A 20,025-nucleotide genomic window follows, 5' to 3' on the forward strand; every position below is an offset into this window, starting at 1 on the left:
AGGGACTGGTGCACGTGTAGGTGACAGTCGTCTTCACGCCGCGTCTGCGGGCGTGTGGTCCATGATCAACTCGTACTCGACCGGCGTCAATCGGCCCAGGCGCACCTGCCGGCGGCGGCGGTGGTAGGTTCGCTCGATCCAGGTGATGATCCCGGCCCGCAGCTCGTCCCGGGTGTCCCAGTCGCGTCGGTCCAGCACGTTCTTCTGCAGCAACGCGAAGAAGGACTCCATAGCCGCGTTGTCCCCGGCAGCACCGACCTGACCCATGGACCCGATCAGCCCGTGGGTGGTGAGGGCGTCCTGGAATAGGGCCGAGCGGAACTGGGCGGGTTCAACCGGTCGTTGCAACACCGTGCGTTGAGAGCGAGCGTAGCTGCTCGGCGAAGACCTCCGCGGGAGTCTTCCAGTCCAGGACCTTCCTGGGCCTGTTGTTCAGCGTGTACGCGACTGCTGCGAGGTCCTCGGCCGACCATCTCGACAGGTCCGTGCCCTTGGGGAAGTACTGCCGCAGCACCCCGTTCGTGTTCTCGTTCGTCGGCCGCTGCCACGGCGAGTGGGGGTCAGCGAAGAACACCTTCGTGCCCGTGGCCATCGTGAACTGGACATGCCCGGCCAGCTCCTTGCCCCGATCCCACGTCAAGCTCTGACGCAGCTGCTCCGGCACCGTCGCCATCGCCTTGATCAGGGCCGCGGTCATCGCCTCAGCCCCGTACCCACCCAGCGACGGCCCGTTCTTCACCGGCGGCCGCTCACCCCATCCCTCCAGGCGGGGCAAGTGGACCAGGATCGTGGCCCGGCTCTTGCGCTCGGCCAGAGTCCCGATCGCTGAACGCTCGGTCCCGATGATCAGGTCCCCTTCCCAGTGCCCGGGCACAGCACGATCAGCGGCCTCGGGTGGGCGCTTGCTGAACACCACGTCCTCGGTGACGTGGCCCTGGGGCTTGTTCCGGGTACGTGCCCGCGGCTCGCGCAGAGCCCGCCCGGTACGCAGGCACGCGACGAGTTCACGCTTGAGCGCCCCACGCCCCTGGATGAACAGGGACTGATAGATCGCTTCATGAGAGATCCGCATGGACACATCATCCGGGAACTCCAGGCGCAGCCGGTGGCTGATCTGCTCAGGGCTCCACGCCGTGGACCACCGCCGGTCCGCCCGGCGCGGTTTCATCTTCCGCCCCTTGAAACCGGGCCCGACCGGTCCCGGCACGGCCACGCCATCGGGGCCCAGGACCACCCCGTTCAGGCGTGCCTGGACGTAGTCGTGCAGTCGCTGGTTCGTGGCCAGCTTCGCCGGCTTGGGCCGCCTGGCAGCTTCCTGGGCCTTCCACTGCGCCACCGTGGCCCGGTACTCCTGCTTCCCGGAACGAGTGGCGCAGTTACGGCGCAGCTCACGGCTGATCGTGCCGGGATCACGTCCCAGCGTGCGTGCGATCTGACGGACCCCCTGGCCCTGGGCATGGAGGATCGCGAGCTCCTCACGCTCAGCGAAGGACAGATACCGGCCGGTGGGCTCGGCTAAGGACAGCGGGGTCATCCCGCCAGCGTGACGGAACCAGCGCGCCCCGACGGGCCAGGACACGCCCACAGTCAGGGATGCCTCGACCGTGGTGACACCGGTGGCGATCACACGCCAGAACTGGCGTTGGACCTCCCGTGAGGGCTGCGGCCTGCCAGGAGAGCGCATCGGGGCCCGCAAGGCCCGATCCGCTCTCCACTGCCGCCGTGTCCCCTCGGGCACGTCACTGATCTTCCTCGCCCAGTCCTTGCTTGCCATCGCCCATACCTCCAGTGATTCCGAGAGGGTGTTGCGACGACCGATTGAATCCACCCTGGGAGCCGCGGTCCGAGTGCACGATGCACCCGGCCACCGCATCGGTGCCGCCGCGGCGTGCCACGGCCTGCTCGAGGGCGTTCACGGCCAACGAGGCCTGCATACGCCCGGCCATGGAGTACCCCACGATCCTGCCGGCGTAGAGATCCTTGATCGCGCAGAGGTAGAGCTTGCCCTCACTGGTGGGGTGCTCGGTGATGTCGGTCAGCCACAGCCGGTTCGGAGCTTCGGCAGAGAAGTCCCGGCGGACGTGGTCGTCGTGCACGGGTGGGCCTGGGCGGGTCCCGTACTTGCCACGCTTGGCCCCGAACCCGCAGTGCCACCCGTTCTGGCGGCAGAGCCGCCAGGCAGTACGGGCGGCCATTCGCTCCCCGGCCGCCTCGGCCTCGTCCCGCAGCAGCCGGTACCCGAACTCCGGATCGTTCAGGTGAGCGGCGTGCAGGGCGTTGGCCCGGTAGGCCTGCTCCACCTCAGAAACGGCGACGGGCTGGTCCCGCCAGCGGTAGTAGGGCTGGCGGGCGAGCTTGAGGACCCGCAAGGACACCGCGACCGGGATCTGGTCGGCGGCGAGCTCGGACACGAGCGGGTACATCATTTTTTCGGCAGGTTCGCCTGGGAGAGGTAGGCCGCGGCGCGGCGTAGGACTTCGTTCTCCTGCTCGAGGAGCCGGATCCTGCGGCGGGCTGCGCGGAGTTCTTCGGCCTCGGCCTTGGTGGTGCCTGGGATGTTGCCTGCTTCGATATCGGCCTGGCGAATCCAGTTCGTCAGGCAGGACTCGAAGATGCCGAAGTCCTTCGCGATGTCTTTCAGATGGGTGCCGGGCTCACGGTTCTGCGCGACCCGGACGACATCATCGCGGAACTCTTTGGGGTAGGGGGCGGGCATGGTGCACATCCTTCCCTTTGGTGTGGGAACACCACAGATCGTATGTCACCTGTACGTGCGTCAGTCCCTCCCTCGGCCGTCGGCCTGTGCACGATCGGCCCCTTGACCACAGGGGTCAGGAGCACCGGGGTCGGGACGCGGATATGGTCTGTCGTTCCCAGGGCCGGGGCTTCTGCTCCATCGCCGACCGGCGTCGAGGCGTGCCACCCACCTGTCGCACCGCCCCACCCCGCCAAGATCACCGTGTGGTCTCGTACGGCGCCGGCAGGTTGACTCCCTAGGGGGGACCGACTGCAGCGGGCCGCGGAGGGGAGTCCTAGTAGTGGTTATCGCGCGGCGTCGACGGTGCCCCGGTCGGGCACCGTGGCGGTCAGGAGGACCGCGGCCAGCGCCCCGCCGACAATGAAGATGTCCGCGATGTTGCCGATGAACCAGTTCCCGTAGGCGAGGAAGTCCACCACGTGGCCTTGCCCGAATGACGGTGGGCGCAGGAGCCGGTCACCCAGGTGGGAAGTCACCGCGCCGCCGAGACACCCGATCACGATCGCCCAGGACACGGTACGGACCCGGAGGGTGAACCAGATCGCCGCGGCGACCGCCACCGCCGAGATGATGGTGAAGATCCAGGTCGAGTTGGCCCCGAACGAGAAGGCCGCCCCGGGGTTGTAGGCCAGCTGGAGCCCGAGCAGCTCACCCAGGAGCGGGACTCGCTCGCCCGTGGACAGGCTGTTCTCCGCCCACCACTTGGTCACCTGGTCCAGGACCACTACGCCGGCCCCGATCGCAATGGTCAAGAGCACCAGGGGGTACCTGCGCCGGTGGTTCATTCGTGTCCTTTCGCGATGCGCCCGTTTCCCGGCGCCTCAGTGGATCTGCTGACCCCGGCGCGACCTGTGAAATCGCTGGCAGGTACCGGATGGACCGGACAGGTCGGGTCTCACCGGGCCTGGGCGTCTCTGTCCCGCAGGCACGGTAGGAGCTCATCCCGTGGTGGCGGGTTGGGCTTGCCGGTCGGTGAGGGGTTCCAGGGCGGTGCGTCGGGTGGTGGCGGCGCGCAGGCCGTTGCCGATGACGATGACCTCGGCGACCTCGTGGACCAGGACCACGGCGGCCAGGCCGAGGACGCCGGTGATGGCCAGCGGCAGCAGCACGGCGATGATCAGCAGCGAGAGAATGATGTTCTGATTGATGATGGCCCGGCCGCGGCGGGCGTGGGCCAGAGCTTGGGGGATCAGGCGCAGGTCGTGGCCGGTGAAGGCGACATCGGCGGATTCGATGGCTGCGTCCGAGCCGGTGGCGCCCATGGCGATGCCGACCTCGGCGGCGGCCAGGGCGGGAGAGTCGTTGATGCCGTCACCGATCATCGCGGTGGGCCGGGTGCCGGTCAACTGGTGGACGGCGGTGGCCTTGTCCTCGGGGCGCAACTCGGCGCGCACGTCGTCGATGCCGGCCTGGTCGGCGATCGCCCGGGCGGTGCGGGCGTTGTCCCCGGTGAGCATGGTCAGGTCGATGCCCTGGCCGGTCAGGGTGGTCACGACGGTGGGGACCTCAGGGCGCAGTTCGTCACGGACCCCGATGGCCCCGGCGACCGCCCCGTCGCGGTGGATGATGACCACGGTCATGCCCTGGTCCTCCAGCCCCTGGACCTGGGCCGCCAGGGGGCCGGGGGCCAGCCAGCGGGGGCTGCCGACGGTGACGGTAGCCCCGTCCAGGCGGCCGGTGATCCCGTGCCCGGCGGTCTCGGTGACGCCCTCGGCCGCGGGCGTGTCCGGGGTGGCGGCGGTGATGGCCGCGGCCAACGGGTGGGTGCTGTGCTGTTCCAGTGCCGCGGCCCAGCCCAGCACTTGGTCCTCGGTGATGCCGGGGGCGGCGAGCACGGCGGTGACGGTGGGCTGGTTGCGGGTCAGGGTCCCGGTCTTGTCCACCGCCAGGTGGCGGATCCCGCCGAGGCGCTCGAAGGCGGCCCCGGATTTGATGACCACCCCGAACCGGCTGGCCGCGCCGATCGCCGAGACCACGGTGACCGGCACCGCGATGGCCAGCGCGCAGGGCGAGGCGGCCACCAACACCACCAGGGCGCGGGTGATCCACAGTTCCGGGTCCCCGAGCAGGGACCCGAGGGCCGCGACGAGCACGGCCAGGATGAGCACCCCGGGCACCAGGGGCTTCGCGATCCGGTCGGCCAGCCGGGCCCGGTCCCCCTTCTCGGCCTGGGCCTGTTCGACCAGGTGCACGATGGTGGTCAGGGAGTTGTCGGTGCCGGCGGCGGTGGCGTCAATCTCCAGGGCCCCGGCGGTATTGATCGACCCGGCCGAGACGGTGTCTCCCGGGCCGACCTCGACCGGGATGGACTCGCCGGTGATCGCCGAGGTGTCCAGGGAACTGCGCCCGGTACGCACGATCCCGTCGGTGGCGACCCGTTCCCCGGGCCGGACCACGAGCACCTGCCCGGGTCGCAGGTCCTTGGCCTCGACCTCCACCGTGGCCCCGCCGGCCCGGATGGTCGCGGTCTCGGGCACCAGTTTCAGCAGGGCGCGCAGGCCCGCCCGGGCCCGGTCCATGGCCTTGTCTTCCAGGGCCTCGGCGATGGAGTACAGGAACGCCAGGGCGGCGGCCTCCTCGATGTAGCCCAGGATCACCGCGCCGATGGCGCTGATCGTCATCAGCAGTCCGATCCCGAGCCGGCCCCGGGTGAACAATCCGCGCAGCGCCCCGGGCACGAAGGTCCAGGCGCCCAGCACCAGCCCGACCCAGAACACCACCGTGGCCACGAGACCGGCCCCGGACCATTCCAGGACCAGCCCGGTGAGGAACGCCAGCCCGGAGAGCGCCGGGAGCAGGATGGCTGCATCGCGCCACCACGGCCGGTGCTCCTCGTGCTCCTCGGGTGCACCGGGAGTGGGGGTCGGGGCCTCGCAGCCGCAGGCGGCGCTCACGAGGCCACCTCCGCCGTGTCGCAGCACCCGGGTACCGGGCAGCCCGGGTCCAGGCAGGGCGCGGAGGCATCCACCGCGAGGGTCACCTCGAGCAGACTGCTCAGCGCCCGGGCCAGGTGCGCATCGACGATCGCGTACCGGGTGCGGCGGCCCTGGTGCTCGACGGCCACGATCCCGCAGTCCCGCAGGCAGGCCAGGTGGTTCGACACGTTCGACCGGCTCAGCCCCAGGGCCTGGGCCAGCTCGGCCGGATACCCGGGGCCCTCCAGCAGGGACAGCAGGATCCGGGATCGGGTGGGGTCGGCCATCGCCCGGCCCAGCCGGTTCATCACGTCCAACCGTGTCGCAATCGTCAGCATGTGGTGAACTATACAGCCTGCACTGTAGTCTCTTGCGGGGTTTCGCCCGGGCCGGGCGACCCCGATCGATTGAATCAGTGAGGACCCTCCGTGACTGCCCGTTGCTGCCCCACCTTCCCGCATCGCCGCTGCCGGGGCCGAGGAGGACGGCCATGAGCCTGGGTGGGTTCTTCGCCGAGATGGTCCAGTCCGGGGCACTGCTGGTGGCGATGCCGCTGGCCGTGGTCGCCGGGCTGGTGTCCTTCCTCTCCCCGTGCATCTTGCCGCTGGTGCCCGGATACCTGGGGTATGTCTCCGGGCTGGCCGACCCGCGCCGGGCGGACAACCGGCGCCGGGTGATGACCGGGGTGGGACTGTTCATTATGGGCTTCGCCGCGGTGTTCACCCTCTACGGGGCCGCCTTCGGGGTGATCGGCGGGTGGCTGTTGCAGTGGCAGGACGCGCTGATCCGGGCCTTGGGGGTGTTCGTGATCCTGATGGGCCTGGTGCTCATCGGCTGGCTGCCGTTCCTGCAGAACACCCGGCGGATGTCCTTCCAGCCCAGGACCGGGATCGCCGGGGCCCCGCTGCTCGGGGTGGTCTTCGGCCTGGGCTGGACCCCGTGTATGGGCCCGACCCTCAGCGCCGTGCTGGCGTTGAGCACCACCACCGGGGACCCCTGGCGCGGGGCCCTGCTGGGCTTCCTCTACTGTCTGGGCCTGGGCATCCCCTTCGTGCTGGTGGCGATGGGCCTGGACTGGGTCACCCGAACGCTGGGCTTCGTCCGCCGCCACATCCGCGCCTTCAACATCATCGGCGGGGTACTGCTGGTGCTCGTCGGGGTGCTGATGGTCACCGGGATCTGGACCCTGTGGATCTACCAGCTGCAGAACCTGGCCGGCACCTTCACCACCCCCGTCTAACCCCGCCCGCACACGCCCCCCACCTCACGGATTGGACCGCTCGTGACTTCCCCTGACCCCACCGCTTCCACCCCGTCCCGGCAGCGCCGGGCCAAGATCGTGGTCTGGGTGCTGCTGGGCCTGGTCGTGGCCGCCGCCCTCATCGGTTACCTTGTGGCCCGCGGGACCGCCACCGCCCAGCAGCAGGACCCCAACCAGTCCACCGCCCAGTCCACCGGGCAGTCGACTGGGTCTGCCGGTCAGTTGGTGCGGGAGAATAGCCGGGTGCTCTCGCAGGCCCCCAATGAGAAGGCCGTGCTGGTGGAGTTCCTGGACTTCGAGTGCGAGGCCTGCGCGGCGGCTTACCCCTTCGTGGAGGACCTGCGCGCCGAGTATGCGGACACCGTGACCTTCGTGCACCGGTACTTCCCGCTGCCGGGCCACCCGAACTCGGTCACCGCGGCCATCGCCGTGGAGGCCGCTGCCCAGCAGGGCGCCTACGAGTCGATGTACCAGAAGATGTTCGAGACCCAGACCGAGTGGAGCCACACCACGGAGGACCGCAGCCCGGTCTTCCGGGCCTACGCCGAAGAGTTGGGCCTGGACATGGCCGCCTACGATGCCGCGGTGGCCGACCCGGCCACCCGGGACCGGGTCGAGCTGGACGTGGCCGACGGCACCGCCCTGGGCGTGGCCGGGACCCCGACCTTCTACCTCGACGGTGAGCCGCTCACCGTGAACAGCCTGGAAGAGTTCACCGCCGCCGTCGAGGCCGCCACCCAGGACTGACCGCCCGGACCATCCGCGGCCACCCGGGCCAGAGCAGAGGACCGAGAGCAAAGGACTTCCCATGACCGACCGGCTCACCGAGCCCACCGCCCCGAGCGCCGCCTCCCCAGTATCGGCAGCCGGCCCGGCGCCGGCCCCGGCGTGGTTCACCGGGCGCCGGGCCTTCGGCCTGGTGCTGCTCGTCACCGGCGCCGTCGGCTGGATCGCCTCGGCGACCCTGGTCCTCGAACGCCTCGCCCTCTACGAGAACCCCGGCCACACCACCAGCTGTGACATCAACCCCTGGGTGTCCTGCGGACGGGTCATGGGCACCTGGCAGTCCGAGCTGTTCGGCTTCCCCAACCCGCTGATCGGCATCGTCGCCTTCGCCGTGGTGATCTCCACCGCGATGGTCGTGCTCTCCGGGGCCCGGCCCGGCCGCGGGTACTGGCTCGGGCTGCAGGCCGGGGTCACCCTCGGGATAGGGTTCGTGGCCTGGCTGTGGTTCCAGGCCCTGTACGAGATCTACATCCTCTGCCTGTACTGCATGATCGTCTGGGCGGCCATGATCCCCCTGTTCCTCCTGCTCACCGCCCGCAACCTCGCCCACGGCGTGATCCCCGCCCCGCCGGGGGTGGTCCGGTTCGCCACCGGCTGGGCCGGGACCCTCATCGCCGTCGCCTACGTCGCCGTCGCCGGCTCGGTCTTCGTCCAGTTCCTCCCCGCCTTCACCGGCTTCTGACCGGTCCTGGGGCGCGACCTCGCCATTATCGACTGAAGGCGCTATCATCGTCGTATGACGATGATTAAGGAGCCGGGGGTGTCCCCGGCGGCGGGCCTGGGCCCGGCGGCGGCGCTGTTCCACGGGTTCTCCGACCCCACCCGGTTGGCGATCCTGCGGCACCTGGCCACCGGGGAGCACAAGGTGCGCGAGCTGACCGAGCACCTCGGGTTGGCCCAGTCCACGGTCAGTGCGCACCTGGCCTGCCTGGCCGGCTGCGGGTTGGTGGCCTCCCGGCCGGTGGGCCGGGCCTCGCTGTACGCCCTGGCCGCCGAGCCCGAGCTGCTTCAGGTGCTGGCCGCCGCCGAGCGGCTGCTGACGGTCACCGGGCACGCGGTCGAGCTCTGCCCACACTCCGGCACCCCGGGCCCCGACGGCCCCGCCGCGGCCTGAGCCCGGTCCCGGAGAAGGAGGACACAGTTAATGGGTGCACACCACCACGCCTCGCCGGCGCACCGCTGGCGGCTGGCGGTCGCTTTCGCCATCACCACGGCGGTGCTGCTGGCCGAGGTGGCCGGGGCGCTGATCACCGGCAGCCTGGCCCTACTGGTGGACGCGGCGCACATGCTCACCGACGCTGGCGGGTTGCTGATGGCCCTGCTGGCCTCCACCCTGATGGCCCGGCCGCCCACGGCCCGGCGCACCTGGGGGTTCCTGCGCGCCGAGGTGTTGGCCGCCCTGGCCCAGGCCGCCATCCTGCTGGCCGTGGGTCTCTACGCCTTCATCGAGGGCCTGCAGCGACTGTTCGCCCCGCCCGAGGTAGCCTCCGGCCCTCTGCTGCTGTTCGGGATCCTCGGCTTGGCCGGTAACCTCGCCTCGCTGGCCGTCCTCGGCTCCGGCCGCGGGGCCAACCTGAACATGCGCGCCGCGTTCCTGGAGGTCCTCAACGATGCGCTGGGCTCGGTGGCCGTGATCGCCAGCGCCCTGGTCATCGCCACCACCGGCTGGGCGCAGGCCGACGCCGTGGCCGGGATGCTCATCGCCGTGTTGATTGTGCCCCGCACCCTGAAGATCCTGGCCGAGGCCGCGCACATCCTGCTCGAATCCACCCCCCGGGACCTGGACCTCGCCGAGGTTCGGGACCACCTTGAAGCGGTGCCGCACGTGGTGTCCGTGCACGACCTGCACGCCTCCCAGATCGCCACCGGGGTCCCCGTGCTCAGCGCCCACGTCGTCGTCGAGGACCACTGCTTCCACGACGGGCACGCCCCCCAGATCCTGGACCAGCTCCAACACTGCGTCGCCGAGCACTTCGACGTGGCGATCGACCACTCCACCTTCCAACTCGAACCCGCCGCCCACGCCCACCACGAACACCCCACCCACCACTGACCCAGTGGGGCTGGTTGAGCAATAGACGCGTCCGCAGGAGGAACCCCCCACCGGACACACCCGCAGCCGACATGGATGAACAGTGGCACGCCACTAGGGACATCCCGCATGACCCGTCCGGTGGTCCGTCCCGCGACGGCACGTCATACGACACGCCCCCGGGTGGGTCACCATCGGCGGCACACAGCTCCGCAGCCCGCGGTGGTCATCGGCGTTGGGCCAGCACCTTCTGTCCGGCTTCGCGCAGTTCCCCCGTGGGTGAGACGTGGCGGTAGAGGGTCTGGCGGGTGATGCCCAGTTCCTTACACAGGGCACCGACGTTGGTGTCCTTGTTCCCCATCGAGGCCATCGCCAGGCGGATCTTGGCCGGGGTCATCTTGTAGGGCCGGCCGCCCTTGCGGCCTCGGGCCCGGGCCGAGGCCAGGCCGGCCTTGGTGCGTTCGGAGATCAGCTCGCGTTCGAACTCGGCCAGGGCGGCGAAGATCCCGAACACCAGCTTGCCGGAGGCGGTCGTGGTGTCAATCGCCGCCCCCTGGCCGGTGAGCACCTTCAGGCCCACGCCCCGCTCGGTGAGCTCGTGCACGATGTTGACCAGGTGGCGCAGGTCCCGGCCGAGTCGGTCCAGCTTCCACACCAGCAGGGTATCCCCGGCCCGCAGCGCTTTCAGGCACGCGGCCAGATGGGGACGGTCATCGCTCTTGCCGGAGGCCTTGTCCTCGTACAGAGCCTCCGGTTCCACGCCGGCTTCGAGCAGGGCGTCGCGTTGCAGGTCGGTGGCCTGGGAGCCGTCAGCCTTAGACACCCGCATGTACCCCACGAGCACCGCCCACCACCCCTGTCATTTATTCGATCGTTTATGTGACACGAGGCCCGCAGAGCGAGGTGTTGAGAAATATTGTCACGTAACCGGTCATTTATTCTACGTCTCGCAGACGGTCAAGGCGCAGCTATGGTGACAGGTAGTCCGAAGGGATGCCGAGCTCGGTGAAATTGCTCCGGACGCCTTGGATCACTTCGTCGTTGTCGCGGCGGTACATCGTGCAGAAGTTGAAGAGTTGGCGGGCGGTCTCGGGGGTGGTCCGGGCTTCCTCGACGACGGCCTGAAAGTTCTTTTTGATCTCCTGCCAACGGATGGCGGTGGGGTCCGTGGTTTGTTCGGTGCTGCCGGGGTCGCGGGAAATGTCCGGTTGGGGCAGGAACACCTCGGCTTCGCGTCCGGGGCAGGTCATGGCCCGGGTTTCGAGCAGGTGTATCGCGGTGGCGGCGGCTTCCAGGGACTGGAGTTGGCGCTGATCGGAGAGTTCCTCGTAGGGGCGCCACGGGCCCTGTCCGGCGCGGACCGGGTGGCCGGTGCGGTCCCACACCTGTCGTGTCAGCCGGCCGGGTGCGCCGCATTCGATGATGGTCGCGCCGAGCTCGTCGAGCAGCGTCCTGAGTAGTCGGAACCAGAGGCCTGCGTGCACCCGGTGTCGGGGAAGGGCGACGGATCCTGTGGTCAGGGCCTGCCAGGTCCGCTGGTCCATGCTCCGGATCGCCGCCCCGACCGGTCGCGGCTCGGGCCTACCCGGCGAGACGTGCCAGAAGTCGTGGTAGCCCACCGGGCCGTTGTGGCGTTCGAGTCGGCAGTGGTGGACGGGGCAGGAGAGCATTAGGGGCACCAGCCACGCCAGTTGGTAGGGGCAGGGAGGGGTGGATTCCATGGTGCAGCGCGGACAGGCCCGGTGTTGCCAGCCGGCATCCGTGGGCAACCAGGCCCGCCAGTCCTCCACGGTACGGTCGCGTCTCCTTCCCCGGGGCAGCAGTACCGCCAGCTGGCGGGTATAGGTGGTGTAGGCCTTCGCCGCTGGCTCGAGTTGGTCCAGCAGCCAGGGGGTCTGCCCGCCGAGAGTCATGGCCCGTATGGTGTCGGTTCCGGTTCTGGTGCGGCCGGCTAGCTGGTTGATGAATTCCTCCGGGGCGGCCACGTCCAGGTCCCCGGGGCGGGAGATGCAGAACCCGGTATCGAGAACGAGGTCCTCGACCTCGGCCCCGTAGCGGTGGGCTATCCGGCGCAGCCAGGAGGTGAGTGCCTCACCGGTGACCGGGGCCGGGTGCACCGGCCACCGAGTGCTCACAGCAGCTCGCGTTCGAAGACCCGGCGGCGTTCGGCCGGCCCGGTGTAGTTAGCCATCGTCAGGGTCCGGTGGTCGATGGCCTCGAGGCCGGACTCGACGGCGGCCACCGCGGCCGCGGTCAGCAGGTGGGCCAGCTCCCCGATGGTGCCCTCGCTGCGGGCCAGCAGGTAGCGGGCCATGTCCTCGGTGTCGATCACCGATGGTTTCCGGAGGGGGAAGGAGGCGGCGAAGCTGGCCAGCAGGGATCTCGCCTGGTCGTCGGCCTCCCAGAGCGGGAGCACGAAGGGCGTGTCAACTTGTCTGTGTAAGCGGGGTGGTCACAGGTAGGGGTTGATCCGGTCGGGGTAGGCCGCGGCGAGCTGGGCGAGGGCCTGCTTCCAGTTCGTGACGGCCTGGCCTTCGACGAGCCGGCCCTGGGCTTTGCGCTGGCCGGCGGGTTTGCCCCGGTCCCGAGCGCGTTCGGCGGCGCGTTTGTCTTCGATGTTGCAGATCGCCAGCCAGAGCAGCTTCACCGCCGCCTCGGTCGAGGGGAAGTGGCCGCGGTTCTTGGTCACCTTCCGTAGCTGGAAGTTCAGCGACTCGATGCTGTTGGTCGTGTAGATGACCTTGCGGAGCATGGGTGGGAACTGCAGGAACGGGATGAACCGCTCCCAGGAGTTCGCCCAGGTCGCGGCTGCAGACGGGTACTTCGTGCCGAGCTCGGAGGCCTCGAACTCGGCCAGCGCCTTCCTCGCGGTCTCTTCGTTGGGGGCAGTGTAGATCGGCTTCAGCGCGGCGGCGACCTTCTTGCGGTCCTGGTAGGCCACGAACCGCATCGCGGCCCGGATCAGGTGAACCACGCAGGTCTGGACCATCGAGTCCGGCCACGTCGCCTCGATCGCCTCCGGCAGGCCCTTGAGCCCGTCGCAGCACACGATCAGCACGTCCTGCACGCCCCGGTTGGCGAGATCGGCGCAGACGTGGGCCCAGAACGCCGAGCCCTCGGTGTCCTGGACCCAGATCCCCAGCACGTGCTTGATGCCCTCGAGGTCCACGCCGACGGCGATGTAGGCGGCACGGTTGAGGACCTGGCTGTTCTCTCGGATCTTGATCCGGATTGCGTCGAGATAGATCACCGGATAGAACTCCTCCAGCGGCCGCGACTGCCACGCCAGGACCTCTTCGCTCACGGCGTCGGTGATGTTGGAGATCGTCTCGTGCGACAGGTCCGTGCCGATCGTGGAGGCCAGGTGGTGCTGGATGTCCCGGATCGTCATTCCGCCGGCATAGAGGCTGATGATCATGTCATCCAGGCCCCCGAGGCGCCGCTGGCCCTTGGGCACCAGGCGCGGGGTGAACGACCCGCCCCGGTCTCGCGGGACGTCCAGCTCGATCGGCCCGACCTCGGACTCCACGGTCTTCGGGGTGGTCCCGTTGCGGGAGTTGGCGTGCTTCGGCGCCTCGCTCGAGCCCTTCTCGTAGCCCAGATGGCTGGTCAGCTCGGCCTGCAGGCCCCGCTCGAGCGCGGCCTTGACCAGCGCGGGCACGAACCCGCCGTCACCGGTGAGCTCGACGCCGCCCGCGTCGATCTGCGCGAACAGGGCATCAAGCTGCCCTGAGGCTTTCAGCTGCTCGACCAGGTCCTGGCCCGAGGGCTCGCCTGGGTTCTTCTCGTCGATCATGGTCATGATTCTTACCGTTCCTCTCGGTACGGCTTACACAGACCATCTGACACGCCCAGCACGAAGGGTTCGAAGCGGTTCTCCAACTGGTCATCGGAGCGCACCGCCAGGTAGGCCTCGCGGGTGCCGACCCCGACCAGCGGGATGCGCAGTTCGTTGCCCAGAAACCGCAGTAGGTTCAGGAACTCCCGACGGGTGTCCCCGCGACCGGCCAGCACGTTGTGCAGCTCATCAACGACCAGCATCCGCGCCCCGACCTTGCGCAGCAGGGACAAGGCGAGGCGTTCGAGCTCCACCAGACGAGGCCGGGGCCGCAGGGGTGCGCCCAGGACGGACAGGATCGCGGTGTAGAACCGCAAGGGTGATGGTTCCGAGGGCATCTGCACGCACACCACCGGGACCTGCTCCCGGTCCGGTTCGGAGCTGGGCGGGTGCTGCCGGCGGAAGCGCTCGATGATCATCGACTTGCCGTTGTTTGTCGGGCCCACCAGTAGCAGGTTGGGCATGCGCTGCTTCGCCGGCCAGCCGAGCATGGTCTCCAGACGCTCGACGGCCTCGACCGCCTTCGGGTAGCCGATCCAGCGGTCCGCGCGGATCCGCTGGACCCGCTCGGCCGCCGGCAATCGCGCCACCGGCTGCGCGGCCGGGTGCAAGTGGGACAGCTCCAGCGGCTCGTACTCGTTGGCATTCACCATTGCTCGATCTCCCCGAACCGGGCCACCACATCCAAGTCCGTTGGTACGACCGGTGGTTCCGGCACCGGGGGCGTCGGCCTCGTAGTGGTCGTCCCGGTCTGGGTGCGGCGTTGCCTCTCGCGGCGGGTGTGCTTGGTGGTCTTCTGGGCGGTCTCGGAGATGGTGCGCATCTGCTCGATCATCCGGAACAGGCCCGACTCGTCGACTTCGGTGGCCCCACGCTCGCGCAGCCGGGCCAGAGCCTGCCGGTGCTCCCACACGCTGACCGCCGGGTTCGACAACGCCCGATACGGGACCTCGATGTACGCGGTGCCCTCGGGGTCCAGCACCCAGATGCGGCTGATATCGCGCGGATCCCGCCGGATGAGGAACCGCTCCAGGGCCTCGCGGCGTGCGATCCACGGCTTGAGCGCATTGGCGAAATAGTGGACATGGTCTAGAACAAACCCGGTGCGCGTGAGCTTGCGGCGGAACACGGGCAGAAAGTCCACTAAGAACGCCGTTGGGTTGGCCGTCGTCATCGGGGTACTGGTCGCTGCGACCGACTCGACCCACCGTCCGGCCGGGGTCTGGCCCAGCGTGGAGTGCACCGTGCCGTGGTAGGTCGCCACAGCCAACACCAGCCACCGCTCCAACTCGGCAATCGTCAGTGCGGCCATCTTCTCGGCGTCGTACGCTCCACGCTCGACTGGGTTCGAAAACGTGGTCCCCGGCAGCTCGTGGATCTGTCGCATGGCCGTGCCGATGACCCGCTCGACGATCCCGCCGTAATGCGGCCGGCCCAGCGGGCGGTAGTCGAGGCTGATACCGTGCTGGTCGCACCCGCGGGTGAGCGCTTCGCTCTTGAACTCCCGAGCATTGTCCACATACAGGACCTTCGGCTTGCCACTCATCGGCCAGGCCGCGTCGATTCCGAGCCGCTCCAGCCAGGGCCGCTTGTCACCGGCCGCATGGGCCAGGCACAACCCCACCGACACCGCCGAGGGCGGCTCCAAGGTCACCACCATTCCAACCAGACACCGACTGCGCACGTCGATGGCCACCGTCAGATACGGCCGTCCGATCGGCTGACGGTCACGGTCATCGACCACGATCAGATCCATGACCGTGTGATCGATCTGCACCTGGTCCAGGATCGACTCGACTACCGGAACCTCGTCCCCGGCCGATTGCAACGGCCGGACGCTCTCGGCCCCCTCGCGCCGCCGGCCCACCTCGACCGGATTCATCCGAGCGATCCGCGCGGCCACCGTGTTCCGTGCCGGAGCCGGCAGCCCCTACACGGCGCAGGCCCGCGTGATCTCCCGATGCAGGGAGGCAATGCTGCGCTTCTGCCGGGTCAAGTACCGCTGGCGCACCAGCTCACGGATGATCTGCTCCACTGGCTCCGTCAGCCGGCCCCCACCCTTGCCACCATCCGATCGCCGGGGGACAAGATCAGTGACCAGGCCCGAGCCCCGCCGGTACCGCTCCAGCAGCACGTACACCCGGCGCCGGGAGATCCCCAGCTCCATCGCGGCTTCGTCGACGACAGCCAGTCCCACTGGATCGTGCTCGGCCAGGCGACCGATCACCCCGGCCCGCAACCGGGCCTGCTCCCACTCACGCTCGGGCACCGCAAGCACGCCCGGTCCAGCCATCTCATCCTGGTCGCCGTCCACGCCCGCCTCCTCATAGAGAACAGGACTACTGAGCAGATGCGACGCTAGTGCACAGGACTACTGAACGACCAGGGCTCGGGAGTCGACGACACCACCCCCGAGAGGACGGGCCCGAGAGCGCAGTCGACTTCTGAAAATGACTCGAGGACTGAGCTCGCTCGACGTACGGTGAAGGATCCCCTTACGGGCATGCGATCTGGGCTGACGCCTGTGACCGAGTGTTCAGTTCGCACTGTATAGTTCAGTCCATGATGACTATTGCTTCGCGTCTCGACGTGATGAACCGCCTGGGTCGTGCACTGGCCGACCCCACTCGATCCCGGATCATCTTGACCCTGCTCGACCATCCCGCTTACCCGGCGGAACTGGCCCGAGATCTGGACCTGACACGCCCGAACGTGTCCAACCACCTGGCATGCCTGCGCGATTGCGGGATCGTCGTCTCCGAGCCCGAGGGTCGTCGGACACGATATGAGATCGCCGATTCGCACCTGGCGCAGGCGCTGACGGCACTGGTCGATGCCACCCTGGCAGTGGACGAAGACGCCCCGTGCATCGATCCCGCCTGCTCGCTTCCCGGATGCGACGCAGCTGGGGAGGGCGCATGAGCCTCACCTCGGTCTTGCAGGCGATGGGCCTGTTCGCAGCGACCAACATCGACGACATCATCGTGCTCTCCCTCTTCTTCGCGCGAGGGGCAGGCCAGCGCGGCACTACCGCCCGCATTCTGGCCGGCCAGTACCTCGGATTCGCCGGCATCCTCGGTGCCGCGGTCCTGGTGACCATCGGCGCCGGAGCATTCCTGCCCCCGGCAGCCATCCCGTACTTCGGCCTCATCCCTCTGGGCCTCGGCCTCTGGGCCGCATGGCAGGCCTGGCGCGGAGACGATGACGACGATGACGACGAGGCCAAGGTTGCCGGCAAGAAGGTCGGCGTGTGGACAGTCGCAGGCGTCACCCTTGCCAACGGCGGCGACAACATCGGCGTCTACACCCCTGTCTTCCTCAGCGTGGAACCTCTCGCAGTAGTCGCCTACTGCATCGTCTTCCTCGCGCTCGTCGCGGTCCTGGTGGCCCTGGCAAAGTTCGTCGCCACCCGCCCCCCGATCGCCGAAGTGCTCGAACGCTGGGAGAACATCCTCTTCCCCATCGTTCTCATCGGCCTCGGCATCGTGATCCTCGTCAGCGGCGGAGCCTTCGGACTCTGACGTAGCGGCAGCGATCCAAACGGCCCCGACCGGGCGCACCCCTCTCGGTTCAGACCGCGACACCTACCTGCAGCCAGTCCTGCGTGATCGCGGCAACAAGACCGCCACGGAGCGCTGCAAAAACCCCGCCACCAAGCGAACGAAGCCACAGGGCAGGGCGTGTAAAGGGGTATACCCGGCTCGACGGCCAATAGGACGAGCGCGGGCAACGGAGCCACCCTGCATGAGAGATCAGGATCGGTGGCCAAGCGCGCTGACCAGGAGGGGAATCGTCCTGACGCGCTGAGGAGCACCGTAGCGCCATGCGGCGGGCACCGGTGGATGAGCGGTCAGGCAGGGAGCGGCGGTAGACCGAACAGGACGTAGATCGTGCTGAGGACCGGGATGATGCGCTGTGCAGACTCGTCCGCGAGGGTCTCGACGGCCTTGTTTAGGAAGCGCTCGAGCAGGCTGGCTGGGATCTTGCCGTCGCCGTCCTCCACCTGCTCCTCAAGCATGTTCACGCGCGTCAGCAGGTCACGTACGGCGTCAGAATCGCTGAGGCCCTCCTCCGCGTGCAGCACCTCGCGCAGCTGCTCGAACTGTCCCGCCAGCGCCGGGCGGTCCTGGCTCTGGACGGTGAGGGTGACGTTGCTCCTGTGGCCGGCTAGGGCCACGTTCGACCCGTTGCCGGTCTGGACGTTCTGAGTAACGGAGTTGTCGTGGTGGTTGGTCACTGAGAACCCGCTTTCTGCCGGCGGCCACACGAAGGGAGTCTGGTAGGCGGCCACGAGATCAAGGCCTGCGGACGTGAGTACGGGCCGGTACGAACTGGTACTACCGGGCTCGAGGTAACCATGAGCCTCGAGGTCCGAAGACGCCTTCTGAATCTGGCGATCGGTGAGGTCCAGGGCCTGGAGGTCGTCGTAGACGCCGGCATCATTGGGACATGCCTCGGCTGCTTCTAGAAGCAGCCACTGGGCCTCGACGCGCGGGTATGCCCGAGCAACCCGCTCGGCGTCGAAGGCACACCGGGGCAGGACAGCAATCGGGATACAGCCAGCCAAGGGGGTGTTCTTGGGGATCATCTCGAGCTGCATGAGCTCTCGGGCGGCGACTTGGACACGGTCGGGTGGGCACACCTCAGTGGGGATGTCCCGCAGGTGCTGGCCGACGAGGCCGTTGGTGTGGACGTAGTTCAGGACGCGGAGGGTGAAGATCGTGGGTCGCACGAGACCTCGCTGTTCTGTCGTGGCGGGTCACTACCCCGCCGTGCTGTGTACTGGAGCCTTCACGGTAGCGGCGAGGGCGGACGCGATAGCCCCCGGCTCCTCCAAGGAGGCCGGGGGCTCACGGGGAGAGCGTGCGGCAGTCAGGCGAAGGGTCGCCCCAGGGCCTTCCACTGCTCCTCGAGCTCGGCGCGCCAGCCCTTCGGTGGCAGCCACGGCACGCCCCAGGCGGCCAGCTGGGCCTTGGTCCAGGGCGTGTCAGATGGTCTGTGTAAGCCGTACCGAGAGGAACGGTAAGAATCATGACCATGATCGACGAGAAGAACCCAGGCGAGCCCTCGGGCCAGGACCTGGTCGAGCAGCTGAAAGCCTCAGGGCAGCTTGATGCCCTGTTCGCGCAGATCGACGCGGGCGGCGTCGAGCTCACCGGTGACGGCGGGTTCGTGCCCGCGCTGGTCAAGGCCGCGCTCGAGCGGGGCCTGCAGGCCGAGCTGACCAGCCATCTGGGCTACGAGAAGGGCTCGAGCGAGGCGCCGAAGCACGCCAACTCCCGCAACGGGACCACCCCGAAGACCGTGGAGTCCGAGGTCGGGCCGATCGAGCTGGACGTCCCGCGAGACCGGGGCGGGTCGTTCACCCCGCGCCTGGTGCCCAAGGGCCAGCGGCGCCTCGGGGGCCTGGATGACATGATCATCAGCCTCTATGCCGGCGGAATGACGATCCGGGACATCCAGCACCACCTGGCCTCCACGATCGGCACGGACCTGTCGCACGAGACGATCTCCAACATCACCGACGCCGTGAGCGAAGAGGTCCTGGCGTGGCAGTCGCGGCCGCTGGAGGAGTTCTATCCGGTGATCTATCTCGACGCAATCCGGATCAAGATCCGAGAGAACAGCCAGGTCCTCAACCGTGCCGCCTACATCGCCGTCGGCGTGGACCTCGAGGGCATCAAGCACGTGCTGGGGATCTGGGTCCAGGACACCGAGGGCTCGGCGTTCTGGGCCCACGTCTGCGCCGATCTCGCCAACCGGGGCGTGCAGGACGTGCTGATCGTGTGCTGCGACGGGCTCAAGGGCCTGCCGGAGGCGATCGAGGCGACGTGGCCGGACTCGATGGTCCAGACCTGCGTGGTTCACCTGATCCGGGCCGCGATGCGGTTCGTGGCCTACCAGGACCGCAAGAAGGTCGCCGCCGCGCTGAAGCCGATCTACACTGCCCCCAACGAAGAGACCGCGAGGAAGGCGCTGGCCGAGTTCGAGGCCTCCGAGCTCGGCACGAAGTACCCGTCTGCAGCCGCGACCTGGGCGAACTCCTGGGAGCGGTTCATCCCGTTCCTGCAGTTCCCACCCATGCTCCGCAAGGTCATCTACACGACCAACAGCATCGAGTCGCTGAACTTCCAGCTACGGAAGGTGACCAAGAACCGCGGCCACTTCCCCTCGACCGAGGCGGCGGTGAAGCTGCTCTGGCTGGCGATCTGCAACATCGAAGACAAACGCGCCGCCGAACGCGCTCGGGACCGGGGCAAACCCGCCGGCCAGCGCAAAGCCCAGGGCCGGCTCGTCGAAGGCCAGGCCGTCACGAACTGGAAGCAGGCCCTCGCCCAGCTCGCCGCGGCCTACCCCGACCGGATCAACCCCTACCTGTGACCACCCCGCTTACACAGACAAGTTGACACGCCCTTGGTCCATCCGCCGGCCGGC

General features: G+C 68.7%; 21 protein-coding genes and 2 pseudogenes. 8 read left to right on the top strand and 15 right to left on the bottom strand.

Features of this window, described 5'->3' with window-relative positions; genetic code table 11:
* Window positions 1-33 precede the first annotated feature (33 nt).
* From HDA34_RS03840 to cmtR (HDA34_RS03870), 7 genes and pseudogenes are all read right to left on the bottom strand, one after another.
* Window positions 34-327: pseudogene (locus tag HDA34_RS03840) on the bottom strand (integrase core domain-containing protein); the annotation flags it as partial.
* A gap of 4 nt (window positions 328-331) precedes the next feature.
* A complete protein-coding gene (locus tag HDA34_RS03845; protein ID WP_060973670.1) occupies window positions 332-1,774 on the bottom strand; it encodes an IS30 family transposase in 1,443 nt (480 codons plus the stop codon).
* A gap of 1 nt (window position 1,775) precedes the next feature.
* Window positions 1,776-2,105 (bottom strand): annotated as a pseudogene (locus HDA34_RS12200) (DDE-type integrase/transposase/recombinase); the annotation flags it as partial.
* 317 nt (window positions 2,106-2,422) lie between these two features.
* Window positions 2,423-2,716 (bottom strand): transposase, encoded by a 294-nt coding sequence (locus HDA34_RS03855; RefSeq protein ID WP_060973960.1) that lies wholly within the window; start codon window positions 2,714-2,716, stop codon window positions 2,423-2,425.
* A gap of 326 nt (window positions 2,717-3,042) precedes the next feature.
* Window positions 3,043-3,516 (bottom strand): signal peptidase II, encoded by a 474-nt coding sequence (locus tag HDA34_RS03860; protein ID WP_227718746.1) that lies wholly within the window; start codon window positions 3,514-3,516, stop codon window positions 3,043-3,045.
* A gap of 180 nt (window positions 3,517-3,696) precedes the next feature.
* Window positions 3,697-5,652 (bottom strand): heavy metal translocating P-type ATPase, encoded by a 1,956-nt coding sequence (locus HDA34_RS03865; RefSeq protein WP_170721174.1) that lies wholly within the window; start codon window positions 5,650-5,652, stop codon window positions 3,697-3,699.
* Window positions 5,649-6,011, bottom strand: coding sequence for a Cd(II)/Pb(II)-sensing metalloregulatory transcriptional regulator CmtR (gene cmtR, locus HDA34_RS03870; protein WP_060775722.1), 363 nt, complete (start codon window positions 6,009-6,011; stop codon window positions 5,649-5,651). Before cmtR (HDA34_RS03870) ends, HDA34_RS03865 begins: the two co-directional genes overlap by 4 nt.
* Before the next feature lie 152 nt (window positions 6,012-6,163).
* Between cmtR (HDA34_RS03870) and HDA34_RS03875 the strand changes: the two genes are divergently transcribed.
* From HDA34_RS03875 to HDA34_RS03895, 5 genes are all read left to right on the top strand, one after another.
* Window positions 6,164-6,913, top strand: coding sequence for a cytochrome c biogenesis CcdA family protein (locus HDA34_RS03875; protein WP_036313837.1), 750 nt, complete (start codon window positions 6,164-6,166; stop codon window positions 6,911-6,913).
* A gap of 42 nt (window positions 6,914-6,955) precedes the next feature.
* On the top strand, window positions 6,956-7,681 hold the full coding sequence (locus tag HDA34_RS03880) for a DsbA family protein (RefSeq protein ID WP_081097719.1): 726 nt from the start codon (window positions 6,956-6,958) through the stop codon (window positions 7,679-7,681).
* Between the two features lie 61 nt (window positions 7,682-7,742).
* The gene (locus HDA34_RS03885; protein WP_036313831.1) at window positions 7,743-8,402 is read left to right on the top strand and encodes a vitamin K epoxide reductase family protein; all 660 of its coding nucleotides are present in this window, start codon (window positions 7,743-7,745) and stop codon (window positions 8,400-8,402) included.
* A 54-nt stretch (window positions 8,403-8,456) separates the two neighbouring features.
* A complete protein-coding gene (locus HDA34_RS03890) occupies window positions 8,457-8,834 on the top strand; it encodes an ArsR/SmtB family transcription factor (protein ID WP_036313828.1) in 378 nt (125 codons plus the stop codon).
* A 30-nt stretch (window positions 8,835-8,864) separates the two neighbouring features.
* Entirely contained in the window at window positions 8,865-9,773 is a 909-nt protein-coding gene (locus tag HDA34_RS03895; protein WP_036313825.1) for a cation diffusion facilitator family transporter, read from the top strand.
* A gap of 205 nt (window positions 9,774-9,978) precedes the next feature.
* On the opposite strand, the gene HDA34_RS03900 is transcribed toward HDA34_RS03895, so the two are convergent.
* The 7 genes from HDA34_RS03900 to HDA34_RS12205 form a co-directional block, all read right to left on the bottom strand.
* The gene (locus HDA34_RS03900) at window positions 9,979-10,596 is read right to left on the bottom strand and encodes a recombinase family protein (RefSeq protein WP_036313821.1); all 618 of its coding nucleotides are present in this window, start codon (window positions 10,594-10,596) and stop codon (window positions 9,979-9,981) included.
* A 124-nt stretch (window positions 10,597-10,720) separates the two neighbouring features.
* A complete protein-coding gene (locus HDA34_RS03905) occupies window positions 10,721-11,887 on the bottom strand; it encodes a TniQ family protein (RefSeq protein ID WP_080981719.1) in 1,167 nt (388 codons plus the stop codon).
* Window positions 11,884-12,168: a hypothetical protein gene (locus HDA34_RS03910; protein WP_233437109.1), complete on the bottom strand. Its 285-nt coding sequence runs from the start codon at window positions 12,166-12,168 to the stop codon at window positions 11,884-11,886. Before HDA34_RS03910 ends, HDA34_RS03905 begins: the two co-directional genes overlap by 4 nt.
* A gap of 36 nt (window positions 12,169-12,204) precedes the next feature.
* Window positions 12,205-13,548 carry an IS256-like element ISMlu11 family transposase gene (locus tag HDA34_RS03915; RefSeq protein WP_012750929.1) on the bottom strand — a complete coding sequence of 448 codons (1,344 nt, stop codon included), beginning with the start codon at window positions 13,546-13,548 and terminating at the stop codon, window positions 12,205-12,207.
* 11 nt (window positions 13,549-13,559) lie between these two features.
* The gene (locus tag HDA34_RS03920) at window positions 13,560-14,243 is read right to left on the bottom strand and encodes a TniB family NTP-binding protein (protein ID WP_310735466.1); all 684 of its coding nucleotides are present in this window, start codon (window positions 14,241-14,243) and stop codon (window positions 13,560-13,562) included.
* Window positions 14,237-15,472 (bottom strand): TnsB C-terminal domain-containing protein, encoded by a 1,236-nt coding sequence (locus HDA34_RS03925; protein WP_230956207.1) that lies wholly within the window; start codon window positions 15,470-15,472, stop codon window positions 14,237-14,239. Before HDA34_RS03925 ends, HDA34_RS03920 begins: the two co-directional genes overlap by 7 nt.
* A 48-nt stretch (window positions 15,473-15,520) precedes the next feature.
* Window positions 15,521-15,904, bottom strand: a complete 384-nt coding sequence (locus HDA34_RS12205; RefSeq protein WP_174233354.1) for a helix-turn-helix domain-containing protein — start codon at window positions 15,902-15,904, stop codon at window positions 15,521-15,523.
* A gap of 248 nt (window positions 15,905-16,152) precedes the next feature.
* Here HDA34_RS12205 and cmtR (HDA34_RS03930) point away from each other — a divergent pair, with 248 nt between their 5' ends.
* Both cmtR (HDA34_RS03930) and HDA34_RS03935 read left to right on the top strand, forming a co-directional pair.
* Window positions 16,153-16,512 (top strand): Cd(II)/Pb(II)-sensing metalloregulatory transcriptional regulator CmtR, encoded by a 360-nt coding sequence (gene cmtR, locus HDA34_RS03930; protein WP_017488126.1) that lies wholly within the window; start codon window positions 16,153-16,155, stop codon window positions 16,510-16,512.
* The gene (locus HDA34_RS03935) at window positions 16,509-17,111 is read left to right on the top strand and encodes a cadmium resistance transporter (RefSeq protein ID WP_036341590.1); all 603 of its coding nucleotides are present in this window, start codon (window positions 16,509-16,511) and stop codon (window positions 17,109-17,111) included. The genes cmtR (HDA34_RS03930) and HDA34_RS03935 overlap by 4 nt, the downstream gene beginning before the upstream one ends.
* Before the next feature lie 329 nt (window positions 17,112-17,440).
* On the opposite strand, the gene HDA34_RS03940 is transcribed toward HDA34_RS03935, so the two are convergent.
* Complete coding sequence (locus tag HDA34_RS03940) at window positions 17,441-18,322, bottom strand: hypothetical protein (RefSeq protein ID WP_049147382.1); 882 nt, start codon at window positions 18,320-18,322, stop codon at window positions 17,441-17,443.
* 305 nt (window positions 18,323-18,627) lie between these two features.
* Here HDA34_RS03940 and HDA34_RS03945 point away from each other — a divergent pair, with 305 nt between their 5' ends.
* A complete protein-coding gene (locus HDA34_RS03945) occupies window positions 18,628-19,971 on the top strand; it encodes an IS256-like element ISMlu11 family transposase (protein WP_012750929.1) in 1,344 nt (447 codons plus the stop codon).
* The last annotated feature ends 54 nt before the right edge of the window (window positions 19,972-20,025 follow it).

Origin of the sequence: Micrococcus luteus, from assembly GCF_014138885.1 — a bacterium.
Lineage (GTDB): Bacteria > Actinomycetota > Actinomycetes > Actinomycetales > Micrococcaceae > Micrococcus > Micrococcus luteus.

Excerpts from the sequence above, each read along its gene's own strand:
- HDA34_RS03925 (WP_230956207.1), bottom strand. The coding sequence starts at position 15,472 with ATGAATCCGGTCGAGGTGGGCCGGCGGCGCGAGGGGGCCGAGAGCGTC.
- HDA34_RS03885 (WP_036313831.1), top strand. The coding sequence starts at position 7,743 with ATGACCGACCGGCTCACCGAGCCCACCGCCCCGAGCGCCGCCTCCCCA.
- HDA34_RS03890 (WP_036313828.1), top strand. The coding sequence starts at position 8,457 with ATGACGATGATTAAGGAGCCGGGGGTGTCCCCGGCGGCGGGCCTGGGC.
- HDA34_RS03855 (WP_060973960.1), bottom strand. The coding sequence starts at position 2,716 with ATGCCCGCCCCCTACCCCAAAGAGTTCCGCGATGATGTCGTCCGGGTC.
- HDA34_RS03915 (WP_012750929.1), bottom strand. The coding sequence starts at position 13,548 with ATGATCGACGAGAAGAACCCAGGCGAGCCCTCGGGCCAGGACCTGGTC.
- cmtR (WP_017488126.1), top strand. The coding sequence starts at position 16,153 with ATGATGACTATTGCTTCGCGTCTCGACGTGATGAACCGCCTGGGTCGT.
- HDA34_RS03895 (WP_036313825.1), top strand. The coding sequence starts at position 8,865 with ATGGGTGCACACCACCACGCCTCGCCGGCGCACCGCTGGCGGCTGGCG.
- HDA34_RS03945 (WP_012750929.1), top strand. The coding sequence starts at position 18,628 with ATGATCGACGAGAAGAACCCAGGCGAGCCCTCGGGCCAGGACCTGGTC.
- cmtR (WP_060775722.1), bottom strand. The coding sequence starts at position 6,011 with ATGCTGACGATTGCGACACGGTTGGACGTGATGAACCGGCTGGGCCGG.
- HDA34_RS03920 (WP_310735466.1), bottom strand. The coding sequence starts at position 14,243 with ATGGTGAATGCCAACGAGTACGAGCCGCTGGAGCTGTCCCACTTGCAC.
- HDA34_RS03845 (WP_060973670.1), bottom strand. The coding sequence starts at position 1,774 with ATGGCAAGCAAGGACTGGGCGAGGAAGATCAGTGACGTGCCCGAGGGG.
- HDA34_RS03935 (WP_036341590.1), top strand. The coding sequence starts at position 16,509 with ATGAGCCTCACCTCGGTCTTGCAGGCGATGGGCCTGTTCGCAGCGACC.
- HDA34_RS03875 (WP_036313837.1), top strand. The coding sequence starts at position 6,164 with ATGAGCCTGGGTGGGTTCTTCGCCGAGATGGTCCAGTCCGGGGCACTG.